A 24417-nucleotide genomic window follows, 5' to 3' on the forward strand; every position below is an offset into this window, starting at 1 on the left:
AAAATCATCATTTCGAAGCAATATCTATATATCGAGGTTATTTTATTGAGATTTAGAGCACTTAATTCACAAATAAATAGGCTTTTGGAGTTAGGGGGAGTCAAGATCAAAATAAGCTGCTAATCATTTCAGTAGATTAGCATTTCATTAAAATGATCTGATAACGCTTTTGCTGTATTAAAGTTGTCTGCGTGCATGTTTAAAGGCAGTTCTTAAACCTTCTTCTAAGGTTGGATGATAAAATGGCTTTTGCAAAATATCATCAAGTGTAACGTCTTCCGAAATCATCCATGCTAATAAATGTGCCATATGTTCTGTTGACTCAGTGAACAATTCTGCGCCGAGTAATTTTCTTGTATTTTTATCTATATAGACTTCTATTGCTCCCTTGTTTTTACCTAAAACTAATGCACGACCTTGTTTTTCGTAAGATGCGTAACCAGTGATGAATTCAATGCCTAATTTTGAGAGATTGGAATAACTAGATCCAACAATTGCCATCTCAGGATTACTGAATACGACCCCCAATGGTGTTAACTTTTTCAAATTTATAATTTGAGGAAAGTTTAAACAACTTGAAATAATTAATTTTCCTTCATTTGCTGCTTCATGTTGTAAAGGTGTTTGTGTAAATGCATCACCGATTATAAATATAGGTAAATTTGAAAGTTGTTTAGTTTCATTATTTAAGGGGAGTTTTTTTAGATCAGAGAATGAAGGATCTATATGTTCTAGATTTAATGTTTTTAAATTACTTTGACGACCAGTAGCAGCTAAAATATATTCAACATAAATTTGTTTAGATTCATTATTTTCAATAAACTTTATTTCAATACCATTGTCAGTATTTTCAACTGAACTCGGTAATATTCCAAATTTGATATTTAATTCTTTGCTGAGTTCTATTTGAGCAATTTCTTGTAGTTGAGGGCTACTGAGAACACCAACTTTTTTACTTCTTGCGAATACTGTTGTTTCTACACCTAATCGCTGCATTGCTTGGGCTAATTCAATGGCAATAACGCCACCGCCAATCACTGCGATTGATTTTGGTAAGGTTTTTAATTCAAAGATTTCATCAGAAGTTACTAATTTATTTCCAAGTTCTTCTTTCCATGCTGCTTCGTAATTTGGAGTAGAACCTACTGCAATAACAAATGATTTTGCAGAATAGGATTGTCCATTAACTTCAATCGTGTGTGTATTGATAAACTTTGCTTGGCCATTAATTTTATGTTTTGGATTCCAGCTATCAACATCTTTTAGCGTTGCTCGTGTAAAACGATCACGTAACTTTCTAACATGTTGCATAACTTGTGATCTATCTATATCAGATTGAACTGTTAAACCGACTTCATCAGCATGTTGAATATCATGCATTCTATTGGCTGTAGAAATAAGAACTTTACTTGGCATGCATCCAACTCGAGCACAAGTTGTGTCCCAAGGACCATCATTGATGATCAAAATATTCGATGTATGTTTAATGGCCTCTTTGTAGGCACTAATACCCGCAGTTCCTGCACCAATAATGATAATGTCGTACATGAAGGCTCCAAATTAAGTTCAACTGAAGATTTTTAAAAACAATTACTAAACAACTATTTATATAATAAATCTTTGTAACGAATATTTTAATCATATATTTTTTTGATTAAAATTAAGTATTAGATTGCAAATTTTTGTAGTTTTCAGTACATTTCCTGTAAAAGCCATAAAAGTGTTTTTTAGGGTAATACATATACTAAATACAATGGATGCAGTCATGACATATTTTAAAAAATTAGGGGCACAGGTTACAGTTCTAGCTTCTTCTATAGCTTTAGTTGCCTGTGGTGGAGGCGGTGGCGGTTATTATGATGATCAAAATAGCAATAATAACAATAATACTGGAGGTAATGGTTCAACAACCGATACCAAGACTGTTGTTGAAAGTTTAAACCTTAGCTTACAAGATGCGAATGCGAAACCTATTGAAATTGCGAGTGATAATTCTAAAGTTTTAATTGCTGTTCAAGCACTTAATAGCGATAAAGGCGGAGTTGCAGCAAAACTTGTCAATTTATCGATTGCAGATAGTGATAAGTTAGGTGTGACCAGTAAAACATCTCAAGTGACAACTGGTGCTGATGGCGTTGCTGTGTTTGAAGTGAATATTCCAACAGTTAATGCAGATTCAGGCAAAGTACAACTGACTGTAAATGTAGATGGGACGACAATCAAACAGGTTTATACGCTAAATATTAAAAAAACAAGTACGATTCAAAGTGAATATAACCTTAAAGTTCAACAAGGTACTGTTCTTAATTTGCCAAAAGGGTCGGTAAATATTACAGCGCTAGTTACGGATAAGAACGGTGGTGTAAAGGCTAATCAAACTGTTTCTTTGGCTTTACCTGCTGAGATGCAAGGTAAATTCTCAATTGCAAATAGTTCAAGTTTGACGACTGATAGCTCAGGGAATGCGACATTCACGATCACAGCGAGTTCTGATTTAACTGCTGCAGATATTTCAAAGTTTGTTGCGACTTCAATGAATTTGGATTTTAAACTGGTTGATGAATTTAAAGCTGAAAGCCAAGCTAAAGCATCCATCACATTTAAAGACATTTCTCAGATTGTACAAAAATTAGAAATTGTGACGGAAGATGCACCAATTGTTGCACAAGGCGGTACGACGAAAGTCACTGTCGTTGCAAAGAATAGCAATGGTGATCTTTTAGCAAATAAGAAAGTGAAATTATCTTTTACAGATAATAGCGCTGTATATGGTGTGAGTATTAATGCCCAAGAAGTGACTACAGATGCGAATGGTTATGCGGTATTTACTCTTAAATCTGCATCATCATACCCAGTTGCATTATCTCAACAAGGGGTAAATCTTAAAGCAACATTTGTTGATGCTGTGGATATTTTTGCAACGACTACTGTAAAAGTTACGACTGCTGATACAAGTGCTGCAAATCAACAGGCTCTACAACGTCTTGAAATCGCTTCTTCGTACAAAGTAAATGCTAAAAATGATTCTGTTACAATCACTGTAAAAGGGATCAATAATAAAGGTGAAGCAGCGACTCAAGGTAAAGTTAAATTGAGTTTAAATGCGGAAGCAGGTTCGAATGGTGTAACTTTTGATGGAAGTGCTGAACAAGAGTTTAAAACAGGTTATGTAACTTACACATTAAAAACCAATGCAAGTACACCTACTGCTATTGATGCTTTGGTCAAAGCTGGAATTACTGCAACATTTACGACTGATAATAATGTAACAAATAGCATTAAAATCTCTGTAGAAGATGAAGCTAAATCTGAAGAAGCATTGAGCTATTTAGCAACTAACCCAATTAATTCAGCATTTGATTATACAAAAGACCAAACGATAGTTGTTAAAGTAAAAGCAACTGGCGTTAAAGGCAGTGCCTTAAAAGGAGAAACTGTTAATTTGGCTTTTGCAAAGGCATATTCAGTTGTTGAATTACAAAATCTAGGTTTGAGTTTAACCAGTTCTGCCGAAGCACTTACGGATGCAACGGGTTATGCAACCTTTACATACGAATATAAAGCAAGTGGCAGTGCGGAACAAAAAGCACTTGTTGAGAATGGTGTTGGGCTTATCGCAAAACCAGCAAGTGGTGTTGGTGCAGTAAGTACGTCTAATCTTAATTTTAAAGCGCCAACTGCTCAAGGTGAAATCGATTTAGATTATTTAAATGTCGATATGCCTGGTAGCCTTATTTTAACTGCAAATAGTGAGAAGCCTATTGCTGTAACTGTAAATGCTACAGGTACAGATGGTAAAATATTAGCAAATCAAAAAGTTGCTATTGGCTTAAATGATGCTGCACTGAGTAATGGTGTGAGTCTAGCAACTGCTTCATCGCTTACGACAGATGCTACTGGTAAAGTTACGTTTAATCTTAATGTGAAAGCGAGTAATGCAACTGAATTAGCTAACCTCATTGCAAATGGTATTACAGTTGCAATTAAAGGCACACGAAAAGATGGTTCTGCTTATACAGTTACACGTAAAGTTGAAGTTTCTCAACCTGCTGTCGTTATTCCAGATTTAGCTACTTTAAACTTAAGCTACGATGTTCAAACTGTCTCCGTACTTGGTGGAGAAGTTCGAGTTAAAGTTATTGCAAAAGATGCTTCTGGTGCAATCATTCCGAATACTCCTGTAGCGATTGCACTTTCAAGTTTAGCTGGATCTCGAGTTTCTTTATCTGATTCAACTTTAACAACAAACAGTAAGGGTGAAGCAGAATTTACTGTGAAAGTTGCGGAAGGTGCTTATGACGCAAATTTAATCAAGAATGGTATTACTTTTGCTGTTGTTGGTAACAATTTAAATAATGGAGATCGTATCCAACAGACAGGTACGATTCAGGTTGTGGTACCAGCAAATGCTTTAAATCCTCGTTTAACGAGTGACACAAAGTATGTGAAAGCAAATGATAAGCTTAAAATTTATGCTTCAGTGAAAGATGAAGCAGGCGTTTATACTGCTGGAACCCCAATGAAGCTTGCTTTAAATCCTGAAGCTATTGCTGCAGGTGTTACATTAAGTTCAGAGAGTGTATTGGTTTCTGCTGTTGGAAACGTTTCAGTTGATCTTAATATTCCTAATGGTTTGACAACAGCTCAATTAAGTAAAATTTCAGTTACTGGTTCGATTAATAATCCTAATGGAGCAGAAATTAAAACGGTATTGGACTTAGAAGTTCAAGATGTAGTGAATGACTATCATCTATCAATTGATAGCAATAGAACTTCACTTAGCTTAGCTGGTGATACTGCACTCATTACTGTAAAATTATTAGATGCAAGCCAAGGCGGTATTGAGAACCAGCCTGTGAATTTAGCAGTTGTTGATCCAAGAAATGCAACAACGATTAAAGGCGCTTCTCAAATAGTTACAAATCAATACGGTGAAGCAGTTTTTACTATAAATTTGAAAGCATCTAATTTTTCAGACTTAAGTTCAGTACAATTGATAGCGACTCATACGAATGCGCAAGGTGCTAAAGCTCAACAAATTTCCCAAGTTGGTGTACACACTCCAACTGCGTTAATCCCTCAGCTTGATTTAAAATTGAAAGCTTCTAAAGATAAATTACAAGTTAGAGGCGATGCTGTAGACGTATCTGTTTTAGTAACTGATATCAATGGATCTAGTCAACCTGGTAAAGCAGTGACCTTAGCTATTCCTGATTATCAAAAGAACGGTGCCTATATTCGTGGTGCATCTACACTTACGAGTGATGAAAATGGTTGGGTTAAATTTACAGTTGTAGTGGACGAGAGCCTTCGTGCGAATGGATATAATGCTGCTCAGTTTGTTAATGATGATTTAACTGTAGAGGCTGTTGTAAAAGATTCAAATGCAACTGAACGTCGTCAGCGTTATTTAGTTGATATTATTAATGCTGAAGTGCCTGTTACACAAGGATCAATTACTGTTGTAATGAATCCAAATAAAGTAGGAATTGATGATCAAACAGGAACTTATTATAACTGGAATGCATCAGTTCAGTTGGTGGATTTAGATGGTCGCCCTGTAGCGAATCAAAATGTAACAATGGACATTCGTGCAGTTGAATTTAGACGAGGTGCTTGGACTGTTGTTGAAGATCCTGTGACTAAAGACAAGTCTTGGGCTCAGTATTTACCACCAGCATCTTTACCTCTTTCTTGTTCGGTACCTGATAATGATGATTTGTCTACACCGTACGATGATCGTAATGTAACGATTACAGGTGAGAAAGATAGAACAGGTGCTGATGTCTTAGAAACTTTAAATGCTGTTCGTTTTATTGGTGCTAGTGAATCAAACCCATATACAGCAACATATACAACAGATAAAGACGGTAAGTTTGACTTTGAGCTACGCTATCCAAAAGCATATGCGACTTGGTTGAAAGTACAAGTCGGTGCTAAAGCATCTTTATCGAATTCTCCAATACATGGCTATCGCACAGTCATGTTACCACCAGTTAATACTGACTTTGATAAAACGAATTGGTCATATACACCGTCAATAAATAATCAAAGCCCTTATGGTATTATTAATTATTGTAAATAAAAAGATTTAAAAAACAGCGCTTCGGCGCTGTTTTTTATTTCATAGACGTTCTCATGCTCACACCGACCGTAGGTCTTACGTTCATCGAACTACAAGCGGAAAGCAATACGCAAGATAAGATAACAATGCTGATGATTTTCATAACTAAACCCTATAATTAAGATAAAGAACATTTTAGTCTGTAAAAATGAATCTAAGTTGTAATAAATGAGGGCTTTAAGTAATCTTAGAATGAAATAAAAAGCACCCAAAAGTATGAGTGCTTTGAATATTTTTAAGTAGGTTTAATCGTCCAGTAAATCCATTTGTTTTGCAATTTGATATAAATTATTTGAGCGATTACCCGTGCGACAAAACATCAACACAGGTTTTGGTAGTTCATTGAAATGATTTGCAAAGGTTCTTACATCAACCTCAGTGATTTGGCCAGCAACCACAGGCTGATAAACATAATCTAAACCCGCTTCACGAGCGGCCTCTTCAATTTGAGCACTTGTAGGTTGTTCAGGGCCACCTTCTAGGTCTGGACGGTTATTGATCACAGATTTAAACCCTTTTTCAACTACTTGGGGAATATGTTCAGGATTAATTTGACCTGCAAAGCCTACAATTTCACTCATTTCGTCACTCCAATATGCTTTAAAATCGAATATGCTATACATGATAGCATTAAGCTCATAACTGAGTTTAAATGGCATAAGATTTATAAAAGAAAATATCAATAAGATAACGCAATGGAGCGTATATGTTCGAATATACAGTTGAACCACTGTATGTCCCAATTGGACAAGAGGTCATTGCCGCAGATTTTTATCGACCTAAAAATATAAAAAAACCGCCCGTGATTATTATGGCACATGGGTTTGCAGCTTTAAGACAATTTAGATTGATCGCTTACGCTCAAAAATTTGCACAGGCAGGTTATGCTGTTGTTTTATTTGATTATCGTTTTTGGGGAGGGAGTACAGGTTTTCCACGAGAATTAGTTTCACTCAATATGCAACTAGAAGATTGGCGTACTGTGATTACTTATGTCTCCAACCAAAAGAAAATCAATCATCGTAAGATCGTTTTATGGGGAACATCGCTTAGTGGCGGTTATGTTCTCAATTTAGCCAATGAAATTAAGAATATTCAAGCCATTATGATTCAAGTACCTTTTGTAGATGGAGCAGAAACTGCAAAGTTATTTCCAATTCAGCAATTGCCGAAAGCATTAAAACGATCAAGTCAGGATTATATGGGGGCAAAAGTTGGTATGTTGCCGAAGAAATTGCCTGTCGTGCATCCATTTGATTTATGCTTTATTCCGACGCAAGAGAGTTACAATGGTTATATGTCGATTGTAAACCCGGATTATTTTTGGAGTGGAGAAGTTCCTGCACGTGTATTCTTCAATTTAATGCGTTTTAGACCGATTCAAACAGTGCGAAGTATTAATATTCCTGTTTTGTTCATTGCAGCTAAAAAGGACAGCTTTATTCCAATTGAATCGAGCCGTGAAACAGCAACCAATATTGCACCTTTTGTGCAATATTATGAATGGAATATGGCTCATTTCGATATTTATCATGGCAAATGGTTGGAAAAAGCCATTTTGACCCAATTAGAATTTTTACATCAACATATTGGAGTGAGCTAGATGATTATTGTATGTCCATCATGTGGCGCTAAAAACCGTGTTCCTGAAGATAAATTAACAGCTCAGCCAAGTTGTGGGCAATGTCATGAAAATTTAATTCCCCTTGCTCCTATTGAGTTAAATGAACAAAATTTCAGTAATTTTGTAAGCAATAGTGACTTACCCATCTTAATTGATTTATGGGCGGAGTGGTGTGGGCCTTGTAAAATGATGGCACCACATTTTGCAGAAGTTGCAAAAACCAATCCGAAGGTTGTTTTTGCTAAAATTGATACGGAAGCGAACCCTCGTTTAAGTAGTGCGTTTAATATTCGTAGTATTCCGACATTGGTTTTGATGAATAAAACCACCGAAGTTGCTAGAATAAGTGGTGCATTACGTGCTAACCAATTACAAGAATGGTTAGATCAACAATTGAATGCCCTTAAATAAATTCACGGGCTCGGAGTTATTGTGTCAGATTCTCATGTAAAACCAGAAGGTACACTGTCTTTACAAACCATTGCTATGCCAGCAGATACCAACTGGAGTGGTGATGTTTTTGGTGGTTGGATCGTTTCACAAATGGATTTGGCAGGGGCGATTCATGCAGAGCGTTTTAGTAAAGGGCGCTGTGCGACAATTTCAATTAATCAAATGACTTTCTTGGTTCCTGTGAAAGTTGGCGATGTGATTAGTTGTTATACCAGGATATTGAAAGTAGGTAATACTTCAATTCAAATGCAGATTGAAGTATGGGACAGCCACGATAGCTCACGTGCACCAAAGCGCGTAACGGAAGGTGTTTTTACCTTTGTTGCTGTTGATGTTGCTGGTAATAAGCGTCAAATCCCTGAAGATGTAAAGCAGAAGCATTTAGCTTCGCAAAGTGTTTAATTCTGAATTGATACTTGATAAAGAATCCCAACATTGTTTGGGATTTTTTATGTCTATTTTAGATATGGATTAAGTTTTTGTATGCACAATAGATTTATAGAAATGCTATTCAATTGCTAAAATTTTATTCTATGTTTTAAGGGATATCAGTCGAAAATTGTTCAATGCTTTGACTAAAACGATGTAATCACGCATCGATTATGGATAAAAGAATAAAAACCTATAAGCATCTTTGAAAAAGAGACGACATAATAATGATCATATCGTCACTGACTTTTGATATTTGCTCAGTTTTGTTTGAACTTACTTCTTTTTTAAATGTGATTTTGAAACCCATGCCCAAACCATTTCACATTGAATCGGCTCTTGTCCTGATTCATCTGTGACAGTTACTGCAACAACAGTTTCACCTTTTTCAGTTTCTTGCATCAGTTTACGTTGTTCGTCTGTCAATGTCGCAACCGCAGTTAAACCGCCTTTTGAAGGGCGTTTAAACTGAATATTCATGTTCTTGATGAGTACGATGCAAGAATCTGGAATATTCATACCTGTGACAAAACCTGTCGCGGTTTCAGCAACAAGTGCCATTGCACAGGCATGTGCTTGACCAATATGGTTTTGCATATTTTTGTTATTTTCGAGTTTAACTTCTACACGGCTATGTGTAACTTCGACATAACGTAGTTTTGCTGTGCCTACCATAGGAACGACACGACCAAAAGCTTTGCTGAGCAATGTACTTTGAATCCCTTTTGGAAACTTAGACGTTGCTTTAACGATTTTAGATAAACGATTGGTCTGAGTCATATTTCAACCTATAGCGATGAAGACTTTAGTCTTTGAAGTTATTAAATTGTAAAGGCACACCGAATTGCTGCTCTTTTAGAAAAGCCATAACTTGTTGCAAAGTATCGCGTTTTTTATCAGTTACACGAATTTTGTCGCCTTGAATAGATGATTGCACTTTGACACCACTTTCTTTAATGGCTTTGTTAATTTTTTTTGCAGTATCTGAGTCAAGACCATCTTTAAGTTTAATGACTTGAATCATATTTTTACCTGAAGCAGTCATTTTTTGTGGATCAAGTGCTTGGATATCAATTTTACGTTTAAAGAAATGATTTTCAAGCATGCTATAAACTTGTTCGCATTGGAAATCGCTTTCTGTAGAAATTTTAATTTCTTTATTTTTCTCGTTAATTTCGATAGAAACGTCCTGACCACGGAAGTCAAATCGAGTTGCAATTTCTTTTTGCGTGTTTTGAACAGCGTGATTTACTTCAAAAATCTCTAATTCTGAAACAATATCGAACGATGGCATAGTTTAGACCTTTACAAATGGAAAGAATATCTGAGATGCTAGGGATGTTTTCTTCATTTGCCAAGTGTTGTTTACATCAAAGGAGTGCACAATGATCCGTAAACAAGAAATTACAACATTTGAGTTCCCAGAAAATGCAATTATCTGGGATGTTCGTGATGCAAAAGCTTTTGCTGAAGGTCATGTTAAAGGTGCTGTGAATCAGCCCATTGACAGTTTAGATGCAGCAAGCTTAACTCAAGTGAATTCGGATCAGTCCATTTACATCTTATGTGGTGGTGGTAGTAAAGCGCCTCGCGCTGCTGAAAAACTTGAGGGTTTCGACAGCTCCCGTGACTACGTCGTTTTAATGGGTGGTACTCGTGCTGCACGTGATGCTGGTTTGCCATTAGAGCAAGATTCATAAAAAAGCGCCGAAAGGCGCTTTTTTATGAATGAATATTTGTTAAATCAAATTATGTATTTCACTAAAATTTATAAAAACTTGTGTTACCTAAATTATTATACTGAAATGTTTAAAAGAATGGTTTAAGGAGGGAGTGTGACTAAACTACAAGATAAAATTTATATGTCGATAACAATAACAATGATTTTATTTTTCTTATATTACCTAGTTTATTCAAGTGTAGAGTTATATGCAGACACGTTTTGTAAGCTTTATATTTGTTTCGAGTTCTTACCATTTGGTGATTTTTTAGCGATTTGGGTTGCTATAGTTGGCTTATTTTTAGTTGTTCAGTCATTAGAAGAGTGGAAAGGGCAATATAAATTTGAAAAAGCCCAAAGAACAATTAAAAAAGTTGAAAAAATTTTAAATGGATTAAATAGATTACTAGGCCACACATATGTTTTGATAAATGAAAGCAGAAGGGTTGGGCATAGTTTTGCCTTTGAAGAATATAAAGATAAATTACAAAGTGATAATCTTGATAGTGAAATTTATCTCTTAAGGATTGAAATTACAGATGAAAAAAATAATTTCAAACAAGAGCAATTTGAAAAAATAATAGAATTTGCAGAAATGATTGAATTCGATTTAACGAGCAAGTTACGAAACCTTCACTGGAATGATTGTAGTTTGCACACTTCATCAAAAAATACGGAAGATGCTGAGAAAATTCTAAAAGATTATGATAAAAAACTGAAACGATTTGTACAGAAGTATTTTGAACTCAGGAATGATTTGTATATATAAAAGTCCACAAAGTCACCTATCAGAATAGTTGAACCACGTTTAAATTAACGTATGAAGAAATAAAACAGTTTGATTAGATATGATATTTTTATGAAGCAGATTACTTAATAGGATTTTGATAATACGGCTTTTTCTGTTTCACTTTCTTTTGAAAGCGTTCCGGGCTCAGTTTGTTGAGTAAATCTTGTGGAATCGGACAAGCTTCATTTAAAACCAATGCTGTGAGAACCTCACTACATAGTGGCGCAAATAAAAAGCCTTTAGAGCCTAAACCTGAGAAAGTATAGATTTCCTTTTCATCGTCGATTTTTCCAAGCAAAGGAAAGTAATCTAAAGTTTGAGCACGAACTGAAGCTCGTCCTTGCCATTCTTCGACTGGTGCTAAAGATTTTGCATAGTCTGGAAAGACACTGTGGATAAGATCGTAGTTATGCACATGGTCTTCAATTAATATTTCATGGTCATCACGGTTTGGATAAAAAGAAGCGCCTAGAATTAAGTGTTGATCATCCAGTTGCATACAATATCCACCATAACTATAAGCAGATTCAGTATTTAAAGCGTGATTTTGGTTATTCACCCAACTGACTTGCCCTCGAATAGGTTTTAATACAGGAAAGTTTTCAAAGAACTGTTTACTTTCTTTAGCACAACAAATAACCACATGATCGAAAGTACCAAGATGGTTTTGTTGAACATCGACAAGGTCTAAGCATTGATGAGTAAGTGATTGAATATTTTCAATTTCAGCCTGTTTAAAAGTGATTAGAGGATGTTTTAAAATTTGATCCTTCAATTGATTTGGATAAATCGAACCTGCTTGAGTCAATTGTAAACTTTCAAAAGTTGTTTCGACTTTTAATTCATCAGCTGTTTGTGCTTTGAGTAAACCATGTGGATATTGTTGCGCAAGTTGTAATAACTCGTCTGCATGTTTAAGCGCCAATTGATTGACAGCAATTGGTCGAAAGGCTTTAAAGTTTTGATAATGATTGAGCGCATGTTGCCATGCTAAAGTCATTAAATGTTCAGCGCTTTGTTCAATAGGGCTGAGTTTTGGATTAAGTAATGCGAGTGGGTTGCCAGAAGCACCTGCCAATGGCGCTGATTGGTCGTAAATCGTAACTTGATGACCGCGTTGAGCAAAACCCCATGCGCAGCTTAAACCTGCAATTCCAGCGCCTACAATCGCAATTTGACGTTGCTTAAAAGAGCTTGAACAATGGGTTAATTTATTTGCTTCAGTTTTTTTTTGAATTGAGTCTGTAGCGTTGTCTAAATTTTGATTGCAATGATCATTTTCATGGTGTTCAGGAGCATTCCAAATGGCTTTTAACATTTCACGTTTATGACCAAAACCACGCGGGCGTGAAATAGAAATACCATGTTGCTTTAAGCCACGTTTTAAAACACCTGCAACACTAAATGAAGCAAAAGTTGTTGCATAGTCAGAAAGGCGAACGATGTGATTTAAAACATTCTCTTCCCACATGTCAGGATTACAAGAAGGTGCAAAACCATCTAGGAACCATGCATTGACTGTATGGGTTTGGGGAATGACTGGAAAGATATCGTGTGCATCGCCTAACCACAGATCAATAGAAAAACGTTCATTTGGAAAGCTTAAACGATGACAACCTGCAATAGGTAAAGGGTATTGCTCAATCAGTTGGTCTGCTAATGGTTTTAATTCAGTCCAAACATTTAAGGCTCGAATCAGGTCATTTTTACTTAAAGGGAATTTTTCAACACTTGTTGCATGCAAATGGCTGTGATTATTTGGGCGAACTTGTTGCCAAAGTTGCCAAAGTGCCAAAATATTTAAACCGGTACCAAAGCCTGTTTCACCCACACTGAAATATTCAAAGTCTTGTAAATTGGCTAAGCGTATAGCTAAATCATTGCCATTTAAAAAAACATGGCGCGTTTCAAGTAAGCCATTGTCTTTAGAAAAGTAAACATCACCAAATTGTTTGGAAATAGGAACTTCAATTCCATCAATACTTTGCCAATCTAAATCGGCTGTTTGAATGGCTTTTGACAATGTAGATTACCTTTTGATAATTGAAATGATATAACCTAGCGCTTCTGACTATTCGCATTCGAAATGATTACATTCTATGCAGGAGTTTTGTATTTCAAGTTTATATTTCAGGATTAGCCTTCGGCTCGACCTACTTTTCTTTCGGGAAAAGTAGGCAAAACCATTGTCATCCGCAAAACTCGGCAACGACTGATTTTTAAAGTATGTTTCGCAGAAACATTTAATATCAGAGGTAATTTGCCTCAAACACGTTGCGGATGAGGTTTTCGCGTATCAAATTTAGAAGAAACACTTAAAAAAAAGTCATAACAGCGGCTTACCACTGACGACGACGTTTGGTGTAAATATAACTGGCGATCAAAAAGCCAAGCAGTACGCCGACAGCAATGGTTGCCGCGCCGTATAAAAACATTTGGGCACTTTGTTCACTTTGTAAAACTTGGACTTGAACGCCTAAATTATCATTCTTTAATTGTAGTTCTTGGTTTTGTGATAATGCTTCAAGATTGGCTTTTTCAAGCTGTTGTAAACGAGTCGCTTGATCTTTGACCAATGCTTTGACTTTGGCTTCTTGAGAGACTTTTTCTTTGACAATTTGTTCAGCAGTCAAAGGTTTATTTTCTTGAACTAAAGCTTGTGATTGAGTATTCGAATTTGCACCTGCAACTGCGGGAATAATACTTGGCTTAGGTGGTACAACAGCAGCTTGATTCGCTGACGAAGGATGCGTTGCAGTCGTTGTTTGTGTTGCAGGAACAGTTGTTGGAGCAGGCTCAGCCGATACCGTTGGTAACAGTATTGATGAACTGAGTAAAGTAAAGCCAAGTAAGCTTTGGACTACAACGCGCATCTTGTTATCCTTTAGGCAGTGCTTTATTGAATGGTTTAACATCAATATGACCATAGATCCCTTCTTTTAAGAAAGGTTCTTCTTGTAACCATTCATCCAATGCTTCACGGCTTTCAAAGTCAAGAATCAAAGTACTTCCATAAAAACCAGCTTGTGGATTTTCACGATCTCTTGGCATAGCGCCTGCAACAATCACTCGTCCTTCAGCATCTAATTTTTCTAAACGTGCTAAATGTTGTGGACGAACTGCAAGACGTTTTTCTACAGTACCTTCATTGTCGGTACACGTAATTAAAAATAAAGGCATTTCACTTCTCTAATCGGCTAAACACATTATTCGTCGGTAGACTTAAAGTGTTTACGCAAAATAATAAACTGGATAATGATAAAGGAAAACATCACGATCATGTCACCAAATGCTGTAAATTCGCCCCAATATTTTCCACCAGCGAATAAAAAAGCAAAGAAAATATGTAAGCACGACATCACAATGAACATCGCAGCCCATGCAAAGTTTAAATTTTTCCAGCCTTTTTCAGTTAAATCTAATACTGGGCCAAATAATCTTTGAATAAGTGGTTTTTTATCTTTACCGAAATAAGGTGAGAGAAGAAATGCACCTGCAAAGGCTAGATTTAAGATTGCAGCTTTAAGACGAATATAAAAATCATCACTTAGCATTAAAGTGATTCCACCAAAGATCACAGTCATAAATAAAACAAACCATTGTTGTTTATCTAAACGAAATTTTTGGAAGACAAATAAAGCACCGTAAACAACTAACATTGAAATAATTAAACCAGTGGTTGCGACTAGAATATTATTGTTGTTGACGCCACCTGCCGATCCGATCAATTGTAATAATGGATGATCAGTATTTTTAGGATCGACCGTTTTATACAAGTAAAAGAAAATTATGAGGGGCACAAAGTCTAAGAGTGCTTTCATGTTAAAGTATCTAGTCTGTTCAAGTGAATGGGATAGTATAAAAGATGCAAGGCGTAGATTTACATACTCACAGTAATATTTCTGATGGAACTATGACTCCAGAGTTACTGGTGCAGGCTGCCCTCGAAAAAGGCATCCATACGCTTGCATTGACGGACCACGATAGCATGGATGGCTTAATACAAGCTGAACAAGTTGCAAAAAATCAACCAATTCAAATCATTTCAGGCGTAGAAATCTCAAGCCAATGGTCTAGGCCATCAACTCAGAAAAGTTATGGTGTGCATATTGTGGCACTCAACATGCAAAATCATGAACCCTTACAAAAGCTTTTAGCTGAACAAAAAAAAATTCGAGCTGAACGTGCACGGCAGATCTGTGACCTACTTATCCCATTAATTCATCAGGATATTTATGCAGATGTTGTGGCAAAGGTAGATGGCGAACCTGACCGCATTACCCGTACTCATATTGCCAAAACCTTAGTGGAAAAAGGTATCGTACAACGCCCACAGCAAGCTTTTGATAAATATATCAAAGAGGGTAAAAAAGCCTATGTGAAATTTGATGGTTTGGGCTTGGCAGAAACGATACAAGTGATTCATGACAGTCAAGGTTTTGCAGTATTGGCGCATCCAACACGTTATGACTTATCTGCGACCAATATTCGTTATCTGATTGAATTATTTGCTCAACATGGCGGTGATGCGATTGAATTGCCTCCAGCTATTGAAACTGCTTCTACTCGACAAATGGTTGATCGTTTGATTGAACAGTTTGATTTAAAGGTTTCTGTGGGGAGTGATTTTCACGGTGATAATATGCCTTGGATCAAACTAGGCAATATTCCACGGGTAAAAGAAGGGCAAGTGGGCATTTGGGAAAGTTTTGTTATTTAAACTTTTCTTTCTTCTTTTATTATATTCCCTCATCCTCTTTCCCAAATGGAGAGAGGAGAACAGAAAGTTTACTTATTCTCATTAAAGTAGATTGTGATCCTGAGCTTGAATCGGTGGTGGAGTAGGTTTTCCTAAGGTTCCCAATAGTTCAATTTCGATCATGCGTACCATAGAATCTAAAGGTAAATCATTACTTTGTGTACCAAATGGTTCTTCAATCTCGGTACTTAAAGCATCAAGCCCAAGGAATGTATAAGCTAAAATACCCACTAGTAATGGTGTCGCTAAACCCAGTAAAGAGCCTAAGCTAAACGGCAGCATAAAACAGAAAAAATACACAGTACGATTCAACAAAACTGAATAAGCAAAAGGTAAAGGTGTTGTTGCGATTCGATCACAACCTGTTTGAACCAAACTTAACTCATTTACATGTTCATTCAGTTGAGTATAAATAATATCGGAAATTTCACCCTCTTTTAGGGCTTGCATAAGTTCCCATTGAATCAAACTGAGTGTGTACTGTGGTGCATTGGCTTGCTGGTACAATTGCGTGAGCGCTTGTTGGCTCATTCCACTGGTTTCGATTAAAGCATCAGGGCTTGCTGTTTGATGACGTAGGCGATCTCTTAAAACATTTGCATAAACAATTACATGTTGAATAATTCGTTCGCGCCGACCCTGTGGGAAAATACGACAATCACGATCAAAATGACGTGCATTGGCAATGAGCATGCCCCAAAGTTTGCGCGCTTCCCACCAACGATCATAACAAGCAGTATTTTTGAAGCCTAAAAAAATTGAAAGTACGACGCCAATTAAAGTGAATCCGACCAAAGGAAGTTCAGGAAAACGATATAAATCAATATATTCGATTCCACCAACAATGGCTGAAATGAGCATGACAAAACCTAATGGCGGTAAAACTTTAGGTAAAATTGTACCTCGCCATGAGAATAATAGTTTAAAGGTGTCATTTTGCTCGCGGACAATCATGCTTTTGAGTCTATAATTTTTTAGTGATCTTCACTGCTTCATTCAGACTTGTCAATAACATTCGTAGTGAACGTTTTAGATTTGATCAAACCATGTTCGGCAAAGGAATAACTTTGTTCAGATGCAATAATGATATGATCCAATAATTCTATTTCAAGCAGTTGACAGGCTGTTAATATTTCTTGAGTGAGGTTGTAATCTTCACGTGAAGGTTTTGCCAAACCTTTGGGGTGATTATGGGCAATCACAATATTGGTTGCATGTTTTTGAATAGCATATCGCAACAATTGGTTAATCGAAATATTGCAATAGTTGACTGAACCAAAGAATAACTTTTTAAAACTTAATTTGCGTAATTGACTATCCAAACATAGGACTGCAAAGACTTCTTGGGTTTCGCCAACTAATTCATATCTCAAATAATCTCGAATTAAGTCTGAACGGCTCAGGTCTAAACCTTGATGAAGATGATGTTTTAAATAGCGCCGTCCTAACTCTTTGACTGCCATGAGTTGGGAATATTTGGTATCACCAATACCATGAAATTGTCTTAAATCCTCCAAAGAAGCATCAAAAACTGTATTTAAATTGCCAAAGTGTTGGATAAGCAGCCGTGCTAATTCTACTGCTGAATGTTGTCTGGAGCCCGATCTCAAAAAGATCGCAAGTAACTCCGCATCAGATAAACTTTCCGCACCTTGTAAAAGTAAACGTTCTCGAGGACGTTCTTGTTCAGGCCATTGTTTAATTGAATGATGAGTGCTTAAGGTATAAGGTATTTTTGGAGTGGAATGATTCATTATTTTCTCATTTATAATTTATTTTACTTTTCATTTTTCTCCCTCGAATCGCTTGGGAGATGTGCTATTTAATGATATTGTGAGCGCCACTGCAATAGAAAGGTGGCCTGATCGTGAGTTTCGATCTCAGTGTATTTTCTAATAAAAATATTATTCTCGCTGTTACTGGTGGTATTGCTGCTTATAAAAGTGCGATCCTCGTCCGTCGTCTAAAAGATTATGGCTTTAATGTCCGTGTGGTGATGACCAAAGGCGCACAGGCTTTTATCACACCACTTACGTTTCAAGCTTTGTCTGGAAATTCAGTACATACTGAATTATTGGATACGGAAGCAGAAGCAGGAATGGGGCATATTGAATTAGCGCGTTGGGCGGATTTAATTCTCGTTGCTCCTGCAAGTTGTGACACGATTGCTAAGTTTGCAGCAGGTTTAGCAGATGATTTACTCAGTACGTTATATCTAGCGACCAAAGCCCCTGTATGGGCCGCACCTGCGATGAACCAACAAATGTGGGCGGCCAAAGCAACACAACGTAATTTGAATACATTGGTTGAAGATGGTGTGCATGTGATCATGCCTGAAGCTGGTTCACAGGCGTGTGGTGATGTGGGTTTAGGGCGTATGCCTGAACCTGAAGACTTGGCAGAACAGGTCAAAAATTATTTTCATCAAGCGCAGCGTGCGATTGCAGAAAAGTTTGGTTTACTTGCAGGCAAACGTGTGGTGATTACCGCAGGGCCGACACGTGAAGCGATTGACCCTGTACGTTATATTTCAAACCATAGTACTGGTAAAATGGGATTTGCGATTGCTGCGGCCTGTTATAGTGCGGGTGCAAAAGTCACATTATTGGCTGGGCCAGTAAGCTTAGATACGCCGAATGGTGTACGCCGTATCAATGTATCATCTGCAATAAAAATGTTGGATGAAAGTATGCATCAGCTTGAAGAAGGCTGTGATATTTTCATTGCTACAGCAGCAGTGGCTGATTACCGTGTAGCAGAAGTTTCAGAGCATAAAATTAAAAAAGCTGGTGATGAACTGAATGTTTCATTGGTTAAAAACCCTGATATTGTGGCGACCATTGCACAACAAGAAAAGCGTCCATTCATGGTTGGATTCGCTGCTGAAACCCGTAATGTTGAAGAATATGCTGCTGGAAAATTAGTTGCGAAAAAGCTAGATATGATCGCATGTAATGATGTTTCTCGTGCAGATATTGGCTTTGCATCGGATCAAAATGCGATGACGGTTTTCTTTGCAGAGCAATACCAAATGGAAAAGCGTGACTTAGAAAAAGCCTCTAAGCAGGATATTGCACAACAATTGGTAGAAGCGATTCATGATGCTTTGCACCATGAGATTGAAACTAAAGTTAAGTAATGAAAATGCAACGAATTCGTTGCATTTTTTATTTGCTATTCTTTACTGTTTTAAACTATGTTTAACATTGAAAATGGATAATAAACCGTAATCTACAATAGCCACAGTTTTAAAGGATGATCACGATGATCAAAAAAACTTTAGCCACCGTTATGCTCGTTTCTGCATTCACATTGAGTTCAATGAGTTTTGCAGCAGACTTAGAACAGAACATGAAAACACTTGCTAAAAATTATAAAGCATTCAATCAAACCACAAATGCGGCAGATGCCAATAAAGCTTTGGACAATATGCGTGCTGCTGCAACAGATGCCAAAAAAGTTAAGTTGAAAGGCCGTGGCGATGCAAGCGCGCCAACATCAACGCAATTATTTGATCAACTGATTGCGCAAATTGACAAAACTCAAGCTTTGGTGAAAGGCGGTCATTTAGATCATGCCAAAATGGAAGGCAAAAAACTTGCTGACATTCGTGATCAAGGACATAAGCTTTATCATTAATAAATTCATCAAGACTAGAAATGATTAAGACTAGAAATAATCAAGACCAGAAATAATCAAAACCGTTAGTGTTTATCACTAGCGGTTTTTTTAGATTCACTTTTAATAATGAAGATATTTAAACTGAGCATGATTTGGATTTTCTCTATAACTGTCTATTGCTAAAGTAATATGAGTAGAAGGAGGGAAATGTGATGCAACAGCATAAACAATTTGAACGTATAGCTCAGGCAATTGAATACATTAAGAAAAATTTTAAAGATCAGCCTAATTTAGATGAAGTGGCTGCACATGTTCATTTAAGTCCTGCACATTTTCAACGCTTATTTACTGAATGGGCAGGAACAAGTCCGAAGAAATTTTTGCAATATATCAGTTTGGAACATGCAAAAAGTATTCTCAAACAAGATCAAAGTGTGTTGGATGCAACCTTTGAAACAGGGTTGTCTAGTACCAGCCGTTTGCATGATTTATTTATTCAAATTGAGGGGATGACACCTGCTGAATATAAAAATGGCGGGGAAAATTTAACAATCAATTATCAATATGTTGAAACGTTTTTTGGTGAAGCGATTATTGCCTCAACAACAAAGGGTATATGTTTTATGGCATTTATTGAAAATAGAATGGATGCTTATGCAGCACTGATCGAGCAATTCCCCAATGCTGAATTTATTTGGCAGTCAGATGACTTGCAACAAAATGCTTTAGAAATATTTTCATCAAAACCTTTGAATTTACCCCAAATTAAATTGCATTTAAAAGGTACTGATTTTCAGCTGAAAGTGTGGGAATGTTTACTCAAAATTCCCATGGGAAAACTTTCAAATTATGGTGAAATTGCAAAACATATAGAAACACCTAAAGCATCAAGAGCTGTAGGAACAGCCATTGGCAATAATCCAGTCGCATTCTTGATCCCATGCCATCGTGTGATTCAATCTACGGGTGTTTTTGGTGCATATCACTGGGGCAAAACTCGCAAAATGGCCATGATTGGTTGGGAAGCAGGGCATTGTTATGAATAAATCTGAACAAAAATCACCGCAGATACATTTAGATTTAGGAAATTCTCAAATCCACGTAAATGCAAATCTGTTACCCCAAGACGGTACGGTGAATTATTACGGTAAAATTTTTGATGAGCACACTGCCAATTATTATCTAGAACGATTATTGATGACTATTGCATGGCAACATGATCAAGCTATTATTTTTGGAAAAACGATAACAACGAAAAGAAAAGTGGCTTGGTATGGCGATCAAGCATTTGAATACACTTATTCGAATATTCAAAGATATGCATTAGTTTGGACAGAAGAATTATTAAAACTTAAAGCGATCGTTGAACAAAAAACCGGTGAAAGTTTTAACTCATGTCTACTCAATCTTTATCATACGGGTGCAGAAGGTATGGCTTGGCATAGTGATGGGGAAATAGATTTAAAAAAGAATGGTGCAATTGCTTCATTGAGTTTTGGTGCAGAACGTAAGTTTTCTTTTAAACATAAGCAGACTCAGGAAAAAGTTGATATTTTCTTAGAGCATGGCAGCCTATTGGTCATGAAAGATGTGACTCAAACGTATTGGTTGCATCGTTTAGCGCCAACAAAGAAGGTATTTAGAGCACGTGTTAACCTGACCTTCAGAACGATTATTGAGTAAAGTAATACGAGATGCATTCACGATTTCACACTGAAATTTAGAACGCTTTCCATACGTAATAAAAAAGACCGCATAAAGCGGTCTTTTCAAACTTAAAATCTAATTGAGAATCAGAGAAATTAAGCTTGACCTTCAGCAGCAGCGGCCTGAGCACGCTCCATATTTGCTTCGAACTCTGCATCAAAATTGATTGGAGTAAGTAGCAATTGAGGGAAACTACCTTTAGTCACAAGTTCATTCACCGCTTCACGAAGGAAAGGGAATAAAATATTTGGACAATATGCACCTAAAATGTAAGGAAGGCGATCTTCTTCAATGCCATCAATCAAGAAAATACCTGCTTGAGTTACATCTACGATAAATGCTGTATCGCCTGCGTTATTCGCTTGAACAACAACTTTTAATGATACTTCGAAATGAGTATCATCAATTTTTTCAGCAGCAGATGACAAGTTGATATTCAACTCAGGTTGCCATTCTTTTGTAAAAACTTGAGCCCCAGGCACTTCAAAAGATAAATCTTTAGCGTAAATACGTTCTAAAGCAAGTTGTGGTTGAGCTTGTTGTTCTTCACTCATTATTTATTCCTTCAATTTTTCGTGTGTTAACCAAGTAATTCGTCGAGTTTGCCATCTTTTTCTAAAGCATAAAGCTGGTCAAAACCGCCAATAAACTGATCATTGATAAAAATTTGTGGCACTGTACGGTGTCGGGTTTTTTGCATAAGCTCAACCTTCACTTCTGGCGCTTCTTCATCTAGATTGATTTCGGTAAAAGTAACACCTTTACGCTCAAGTAGAGATTTTGCACGTACGCAATATGGGCAGAAAGTTGTTGAATAAACTTTTACTTCAGCGGTCATGTTGAACTCCTTTCGCTTATTTCTTAGCTTTAACTAATGGCAAGCCTTGAGCTTTCCAATTACTAATACCACCATCAAGACGATAACTATCTGCATGACCGACCTGTTGTAATGCTGTACCTGCAACTTGACCTAAGTTACAGATATACACGATTGGACGATCCGCAGCTTTTAACTCTTCAATATGACTTGAAATTTGGCTATATGGAATATTACGGCTACCACTGATATGTCCTTCACGGAAATCCTTAGCATCACGCAAATCTACAAGCATGGCATTTTTAGCTTTCACTAAAATACCCAATGATTGTGGTGAAATTTTACGACCATTACGTTGTCCTTCAAAAATAAAGAACAAGGCAACAAGTACCCCTAAAATACCAAACAAGAAGGGGTGATTCCCCATAAACTCAAACCAGCGTTCCACAAGTCACCTAATTACAATCAAAAATTGTGTCGAGTATAGCGTATATATATGGTGATCAAAATCACCGCTTCAAGGTTAGTTTTAAAGAAATTTAACTTTTTTGTTGCGCATCAGTGATTTCTTCAATTAAGCGCAAATAACTTTCTAGTCGTCTGGCTAAAACCTCACCATTTTCTACAGCAGCTTTAACTGCACACTGTTTCTCATGGGTATGGGTGCAATTTCTGTATTGGCAATGTCCCAAGAAATTGCCAATATCGGGGAATCCAGCATCAATTTTTTCTAAATCTAAATGCCAAAGTCCAAATTCACGAATTCCTGGAGAATCAATCAAAGCACCATTTTCCCCAAAACGAATTAAACGTGTTGAAGTTGTTGTATGTTGCCCTAATGCCGAATTTTCCGAAATAATATTGGTTTTTTGCGCTGCATCGGGAACAATAATGTTAATTAATGAGCTTTTACCCACACCTGACTGACCGACAAAGGCAACGGTTTCATTATCTAGACGTTGTGCCAATTCACTCAGATCACCTTCAGCTTGTGTGATTAAAACTTCATAGCCTAAGTTTTGATATTCTTTCAGCAAATCTAAGATTGGGTCATTTTCTTTGAGTAAATCAGATTTATTCAATACCAATAACACAGGGATATCAGCTTCTGCACATGCCACTAAATAGCGGTCAATTAAAGTCGGCGCAGGTTCAGGTAAAGCAGCAAAAACAATAACAATGAGGCTAATATTGGCAGCGACAGGTTTGACTTTATGATAACGGTCAGGTCGAGTCAAAAGAGATGTACGTGGGTGAATGGCTGTGATAATCCCTAAACCCGTATTTGGGTCAGCTTGCCATTTGACTTTATCACCTGTTACCAATAACTCTAAGTTGGTTCGCGTATGACAACGCCATACACTGCCTATTTCAATCGGTTTCCAAAAAGGCTCAGGTTCGCCAGTTTTGACTTGAGGTTTTTCAGGATGATGACTTGGAGTTGAAAGCGCTTGTATTTCGAGTTGTCGCCCATAATGTTGAACAACAAGACCTTCAAGATCGTTAGACGTATCGATTTCTTCTTGGCGTGTTTTGTGTTGTTTCTGAATGCGACGTTGTTGCTGTTCAGTTAAACGACGTTTACGAATTAAAGCCATTCATATCCTAAAAAACCATGCATATTGAAAGGCAAAAATAACATGATGGGCGAATGAATTACAGCGAAGATGCTAGAAATTTGCTACTATTCTTATTTTCTAACCTAATAAGATTGCATTATATGAGCAGCACCGCTGATACTCGCCTGATTTGGATCGACCTTGAAATGACAGGTCTGGATACAGATAACGATAAGATTATCGAGATTGCAACCATTGTAACCGATGATCATTTGAATATCTTAGCGGAAGGCCCTGTGCTCGCAGTGCATCAGTCTGATTTAATTTTAAATGCAATGGATGAATGGAACACCAAACAACATGGTCAATCGGGTTTGATTGAACGTGTACGCCGTAGCAAACTTACAGCGCAAGATGCGGAACAGCAAACCCTAGAGTTCTTGAAAAAGTGGGTAAATCCTAAAACTTCACCGATGTGTGGTAACTCGATTTGCCAAGACCGCCGTTTTATGCATCGCTTAATGCCTGAGCTTGAGCAATTTTTCCATTATCGTAATCTAGACGTTTCTTCTGTAAAAGAGTTGGCAAAACGCTGGCGTCCAGAAATTATGAGTGGTTTAAAGAAAAATGCTTCGCATTTGGCGATGGATGATATTCGTGATTCGATTGCTGAGCTTAAATATTATCGTCAGTACTTCTTTATTACCAATCAAGATTGATAGTTAACCTTTTAGTTATTTTTAAATGAATAATGTTCGTGCATCAAGAGGCTGAATCAGCCTCTTTTTTAACCACTTTTCATTTTGAGTTTTTA

General features: G+C 36.8%; 26 protein-coding genes. 12 read left to right on the forward strand and 14 right to left on the reverse strand.

Features of this window, described 5'->3' with window-relative positions; translation table 11 throughout:
• Window positions 1-177: 177 nt before the first annotated feature.
• Window positions 178-1548: a dihydrolipoyl dehydrogenase gene (locus CDA10_RS10835; RefSeq protein ID WP_089605623.1), complete on the reverse strand. Its 1371-nt coding sequence runs from the start codon at window positions 1546-1548 to the stop codon at window positions 178-180.
• A gap of 217 nt (window positions 1549-1765) precedes the next feature.
• Between CDA10_RS10835 and CDA10_RS10840 the strand changes: the two genes are divergently transcribed.
• Complete coding sequence (locus tag CDA10_RS10840; protein WP_089605811.1) at window positions 1766-6085, forward strand: Ig-like domain-containing protein; 4320 nt, start codon at window positions 1766-1768, stop codon at window positions 6083-6085.
• 284 nt (window positions 6086-6369) lie between these two features.
• Here CDA10_RS10840 and CDA10_RS10845 read toward each other — a convergent pair whose 3' ends face one another.
• Window positions 6370-6705 carry a protein tyrosine phosphatase family protein gene (locus CDA10_RS10845; RefSeq protein WP_089605624.1) on the reverse strand — a complete coding sequence of 112 codons (336 nt, stop codon included), beginning with the start codon at window positions 6703-6705 and terminating at the stop codon, window positions 6370-6372.
• Window positions 6706-6830: 125 nt separating this feature from the next.
• Between CDA10_RS10845 and CDA10_RS10850 the strand changes: the two genes are divergently transcribed.
• The 3 genes from CDA10_RS10850 to CDA10_RS10860 all read left to right on the forward strand — a co-directional run bounded on the left by CDA10_RS10850 (window position 6831) and on the right by CDA10_RS10860 (window position 8603).
• Entirely contained in the window at window positions 6831-7727 is an 897-nt protein-coding gene (locus CDA10_RS10850; protein WP_089605625.1) for an alpha/beta hydrolase, read from the forward strand.
• On the forward strand, window positions 7728-8159 hold the full coding sequence (trxC, locus tag CDA10_RS10855; protein WP_089605626.1) for a thioredoxin TrxC: 432 nt from the start codon (window positions 7728-7730) through the stop codon (window positions 8157-8159).
• A 75-nt stretch (window positions 8160-8234) separates the two neighbouring features.
• Window positions 8235-8603, forward strand: coding sequence for an acyl-CoA thioesterase (locus tag CDA10_RS10860; protein ID WP_407640374.1), 369 nt, complete (start codon window positions 8235-8237; stop codon window positions 8601-8603).
• 303 nt (window positions 8604-8906) lie between these two features.
• Here CDA10_RS10860 and CDA10_RS10865 read toward each other — a convergent pair whose 3' ends face one another.
• Both CDA10_RS10865 and CDA10_RS10870 read right to left on the reverse strand, forming a co-directional pair.
• Window positions 8907-9410 carry a DUF4442 domain-containing protein gene (locus CDA10_RS10865; protein WP_089605628.1) on the reverse strand — a complete coding sequence of 168 codons (504 nt, stop codon included), beginning with the start codon at window positions 9408-9410 and terminating at the stop codon, window positions 8907-8909.
• Between the two features lie 25 nt (window positions 9411-9435).
• Window positions 9436-9924 (reverse strand): YajQ family cyclic di-GMP-binding protein, encoded by a 489-nt coding sequence (locus CDA10_RS10870; RefSeq protein ID WP_089605629.1) that lies wholly within the window; start codon window positions 9922-9924, stop codon window positions 9436-9438.
• Between the two features lie 91 nt (window positions 9925-10015).
• On the opposite strand from CDA10_RS10870, the gene CDA10_RS10875 reads away from it, so the two are divergent.
• Together CDA10_RS10875 and CDA10_RS10880 are read left to right on the forward strand one after the other, a co-directional pair.
• Window positions 10016-10330, forward strand: coding sequence for a rhodanese-like domain-containing protein (locus tag CDA10_RS10875; RefSeq protein ID WP_089605630.1), 315 nt, complete (start codon window positions 10016-10018; stop codon window positions 10328-10330).
• Window positions 10331-10465: 135 nt separating this feature from the next.
• Window positions 10466-11119 carry a hypothetical protein gene (locus CDA10_RS10880; RefSeq protein WP_089605631.1) on the forward strand — a complete coding sequence of 218 codons (654 nt, stop codon included), beginning with the start codon at window positions 10466-10468 and terminating at the stop codon, window positions 11117-11119.
• 100 nt (window positions 11120-11219) lie between these two features.
• On the opposite strand, the gene mnmC is transcribed toward CDA10_RS10880, so the two are convergent.
• From mnmC to CDA10_RS10900, 4 genes are all read right to left on the reverse strand, one after another.
• The gene (gene mnmC / locus CDA10_RS10885; RefSeq protein ID WP_089605632.1) at window positions 11220-13163 is read right to left on the reverse strand and encodes a bifunctional tRNA (5-methylaminomethyl-2-thiouridine)(34)-methyltransferase MnmC2/FAD-dependent 5-carboxymethylaminomethyl-2-thiouridine(34) oxidoreductase MnmC1; all 1944 of its coding nucleotides are present in this window, start codon (window positions 13161-13163) and stop codon (window positions 11220-11222) included.
• A 316-nt stretch (window positions 13164-13479) separates the two neighbouring features.
• Window positions 13480-14013: an SH3 domain-containing protein gene (locus CDA10_RS10890; RefSeq protein ID WP_089605633.1), complete on the reverse strand. Its 534-nt coding sequence runs from the start codon at window positions 14011-14013 to the stop codon at window positions 13480-13482.
• 4 nt (window positions 14014-14017) lie between these two features.
• A complete protein-coding gene (locus CDA10_RS10895) occupies window positions 14018-14320 on the reverse strand; it encodes a YciI family protein (RefSeq protein ID WP_089605634.1) in 303 nt (100 codons plus the stop codon).
• A gap of 26 nt (window positions 14321-14346) precedes the next feature.
• Window positions 14347-14961 (reverse strand): septation protein IspZ, encoded by a 615-nt coding sequence (locus CDA10_RS10900; protein WP_089605635.1) that lies wholly within the window; start codon window positions 14959-14961, stop codon window positions 14347-14349.
• Between the two features lie 44 nt (window positions 14962-15005).
• On the opposite strand from CDA10_RS10900, the gene CDA10_RS10905 reads away from it, so the two are divergent.
• A complete protein-coding gene (locus CDA10_RS10905) occupies window positions 15006-15860 on the forward strand; it encodes a PHP domain-containing protein (RefSeq protein WP_089605636.1) in 855 nt (284 codons plus the stop codon).
• Window positions 15861-15941: 81 nt separating this feature from the next.
• On the opposite strand, the gene CDA10_RS10910 is transcribed toward CDA10_RS10905, so the two are convergent.
• Together CDA10_RS10910 and radC are read right to left on the reverse strand one after the other, a co-directional pair.
• Window positions 15942-16853 carry a bestrophin family protein gene (locus CDA10_RS10910; protein WP_089605637.1) on the reverse strand — a complete coding sequence of 304 codons (912 nt, stop codon included), beginning with the start codon at window positions 16851-16853 and terminating at the stop codon, window positions 15942-15944.
• A gap of 38 nt (window positions 16854-16891) precedes the next feature.
• The gene (gene radC / locus CDA10_RS10915; protein ID WP_089605638.1) at window positions 16892-17653 is read right to left on the reverse strand and encodes a RadC family protein; all 762 of its coding nucleotides are present in this window, start codon (window positions 17651-17653) and stop codon (window positions 16892-16894) included.
• A 113-nt stretch (window positions 17654-17766) separates the two neighbouring features.
• Between radC and coaBC the strand changes: the two genes are divergently transcribed.
• The 4 genes from coaBC to CDA10_RS10935 all read left to right on the forward strand — a co-directional run bounded on the left by coaBC (window position 17767) and on the right by CDA10_RS10935 (window position 21203).
• On the forward strand, window positions 17767-19038 hold the full coding sequence (gene coaBC, locus CDA10_RS10920; protein WP_089605639.1) for a bifunctional phosphopantothenoylcysteine decarboxylase/phosphopantothenate--cysteine ligase CoaBC: 1272 nt from the start codon (window positions 17767-17769) through the stop codon (window positions 19036-19038).
• Window positions 19039-19163: 125 nt separating this feature from the next.
• Window positions 19164-19538, forward strand: a complete 375-nt coding sequence (locus CDA10_RS10925; protein ID WP_089605640.1) for a cytochrome b562 — start codon at window positions 19164-19166, stop codon at window positions 19536-19538.
• 194 nt (window positions 19539-19732) lie between these two features.
• Window positions 19733-20566 carry a bifunctional transcriptional activator/DNA repair enzyme AdaA gene (locus tag CDA10_RS10930; protein ID WP_089605641.1) on the forward strand — a complete coding sequence of 278 codons (834 nt, stop codon included), beginning with the start codon at window positions 19733-19735 and terminating at the stop codon, window positions 20564-20566.
• Window positions 20559-21203 carry an alpha-ketoglutarate-dependent dioxygenase AlkB family protein gene (locus CDA10_RS10935; RefSeq protein WP_089605642.1) on the forward strand — a complete coding sequence of 215 codons (645 nt, stop codon included), beginning with the start codon at window positions 20559-20561 and terminating at the stop codon, window positions 21201-21203. The genes CDA10_RS10930 and CDA10_RS10935 overlap by 8 nt, the downstream gene beginning before the upstream one ends.
• Before the next feature lie 119 nt (window positions 21204-21322).
• Here CDA10_RS10935 and secB read toward each other — a convergent pair whose 3' ends face one another.
• The 4 genes from secB to rsgA form a co-directional block, all read right to left on the reverse strand.
• Complete coding sequence (secB, locus tag CDA10_RS10940) at window positions 21323-21781, reverse strand: protein-export chaperone SecB (protein ID WP_089605643.1); 459 nt, start codon at window positions 21779-21781, stop codon at window positions 21323-21325.
• Between the two features lie 26 nt (window positions 21782-21807).
• Window positions 21808-22065, reverse strand: coding sequence for a glutaredoxin 3 (gene grxC, locus CDA10_RS10945; RefSeq protein WP_089605644.1), 258 nt, complete (start codon window positions 22063-22065; stop codon window positions 21808-21810).
• Window positions 22066-22081: 16 nt separating this feature from the next.
• A complete protein-coding gene (locus tag CDA10_RS10950) occupies window positions 22082-22492 on the reverse strand; it encodes a rhodanese-like domain-containing protein (protein WP_089605645.1) in 411 nt (136 codons plus the stop codon).
• Window positions 22493-22583: 91 nt separating this feature from the next.
• A complete protein-coding gene (rsgA, locus tag CDA10_RS10955) occupies window positions 22584-23642 on the reverse strand; it encodes a ribosome small subunit-dependent GTPase A (protein WP_089605646.1) in 1059 nt (352 codons plus the stop codon).
• Window positions 23643-23764: 122 nt separating this feature from the next.
• Between rsgA and orn the strand changes: the two genes are divergently transcribed.
• Window positions 23765-24322, forward strand: a complete 558-nt coding sequence (gene orn / locus CDA10_RS10960) for an oligoribonuclease (protein WP_089605647.1) — start codon at window positions 23765-23767, stop codon at window positions 24320-24322.
• The last annotated feature ends 95 nt before the right edge of the window (window positions 24323-24417 follow it).

This window comes from Acinetobacter piscicola (assembly GCF_002233755.1).
GTDB classification, from domain to species: domain Bacteria; phylum Pseudomonadota; class Gammaproteobacteria; order Pseudomonadales; family Moraxellaceae; genus Acinetobacter; species Acinetobacter piscicola.

Coding starts and splice junctions, on each gene's coding strand:
- CDA10_RS10900 (WP_089605635.1), bottom strand. CDS start 14,961: ATGAAAGCACTCTTAGACTTTGTGCCCCTCATAATTTTCTTTTACTTG.
- CDA10_RS10870 (WP_089605629.1), bottom strand. CDS start 9,924: ATGCCATCGTTCGATATTGTTTCAGAATTAGAGATTTTTGAAGTAAAT.
- CDA10_RS10865 (WP_089605628.1), bottom strand. CDS start 9,410: ATGACTCAGACCAATCGTTTATCTAAAATCGTTAAAGCAACGTCTAAG.
- CDA10_RS10910 (WP_089605637.1), bottom strand. CDS start 16,853: ATGATTGTCCGCGAGCAAAATGACACCTTTAAACTATTATTCTCATGG.
- CDA10_RS10835 (WP_089605623.1), bottom strand. CDS start 1,548: ATGTACGACATTATCATTATTGGTGCAGGAACTGCGGGTATTAGTGCC.
- CDA10_RS10935 (WP_089605642.1), top strand. CDS start 20,559: ATGAATAAATCTGAACAAAAATCACCGCAGATACATTTAGATTTAGGA.
- secB (WP_089605643.1), bottom strand. CDS start 21,781: ATGAGTGAAGAACAACAAGCTCAACCACAACTTGCTTTAGAACGTATT.
- CDA10_RS10850 (WP_089605625.1), top strand. CDS start 6,831: ATGTTCGAATATACAGTTGAACCACTGTATGTCCCAATTGGACAAGAG.
- CDA10_RS10890 (WP_089605633.1), bottom strand. CDS start 14,013: ATGCGCGTTGTAGTCCAAAGCTTACTTGGCTTTACTTTACTCAGTTCA.
- CDA10_RS10895 (WP_089605634.1), bottom strand. CDS start 14,320: ATGCCTTTATTTTTAATTACGTGTACCGACAATGAAGGTACTGTAGAA.
- CDA10_RS10860 (WP_407640374.1), top strand. CDS start 8,235: ATGCCAGCAGATACCAACTGGAGTGGTGATGTTTTTGGTGGTTGGATC.
- CDA10_RS10840 (WP_089605811.1), top strand. CDS start 1,766: ATGACATATTTTAAAAAATTAGGGGCACAGGTTACAGTTCTAGCTTCT.
- CDA10_RS10905 (WP_089605636.1), top strand. CDS start 15,006: ATGCAAGGCGTAGATTTACATACTCACAGTAATATTTCTGATGGAACT.
- rsgA (WP_089605646.1), bottom strand. CDS start 23,642: ATGGCTTTAATTCGTAAACGTCGTTTAACTGAACAGCAACAACGTCGC.
- grxC (WP_089605644.1), bottom strand. CDS start 22,065: ATGACCGCTGAAGTAAAAGTTTATTCAACAACTTTCTGCCCATATTGC.
- radC (WP_089605638.1), bottom strand. CDS start 17,653: ATGAATCATTCCACTCCAAAAATACCTTATACCTTAAGCACTCATCAT.
- CDA10_RS10930 (WP_089605641.1), top strand. CDS start 19,733: ATGCAACAGCATAAACAATTTGAACGTATAGCTCAGGCAATTGAATAC.
- CDA10_RS10925 (WP_089605640.1), top strand. CDS start 19,164: ATGATCAAAAAAACTTTAGCCACCGTTATGCTCGTTTCTGCATTCACA.
- trxC (WP_089605626.1), top strand. CDS start 7,728: ATGATTATTGTATGTCCATCATGTGGCGCTAAAAACCGTGTTCCTGAA.
- CDA10_RS10875 (WP_089605630.1), top strand. CDS start 10,016: ATGATCCGTAAACAAGAAATTACAACATTTGAGTTCCCAGAAAATGCA.
- CDA10_RS10845 (WP_089605624.1), bottom strand. CDS start 6,705: ATGAGTGAAATTGTAGGCTTTGCAGGTCAAATTAATCCTGAACATATT.
- orn (WP_089605647.1), top strand. CDS start 23,765: ATGAGCAGCACCGCTGATACTCGCCTGATTTGGATCGACCTTGAAATG.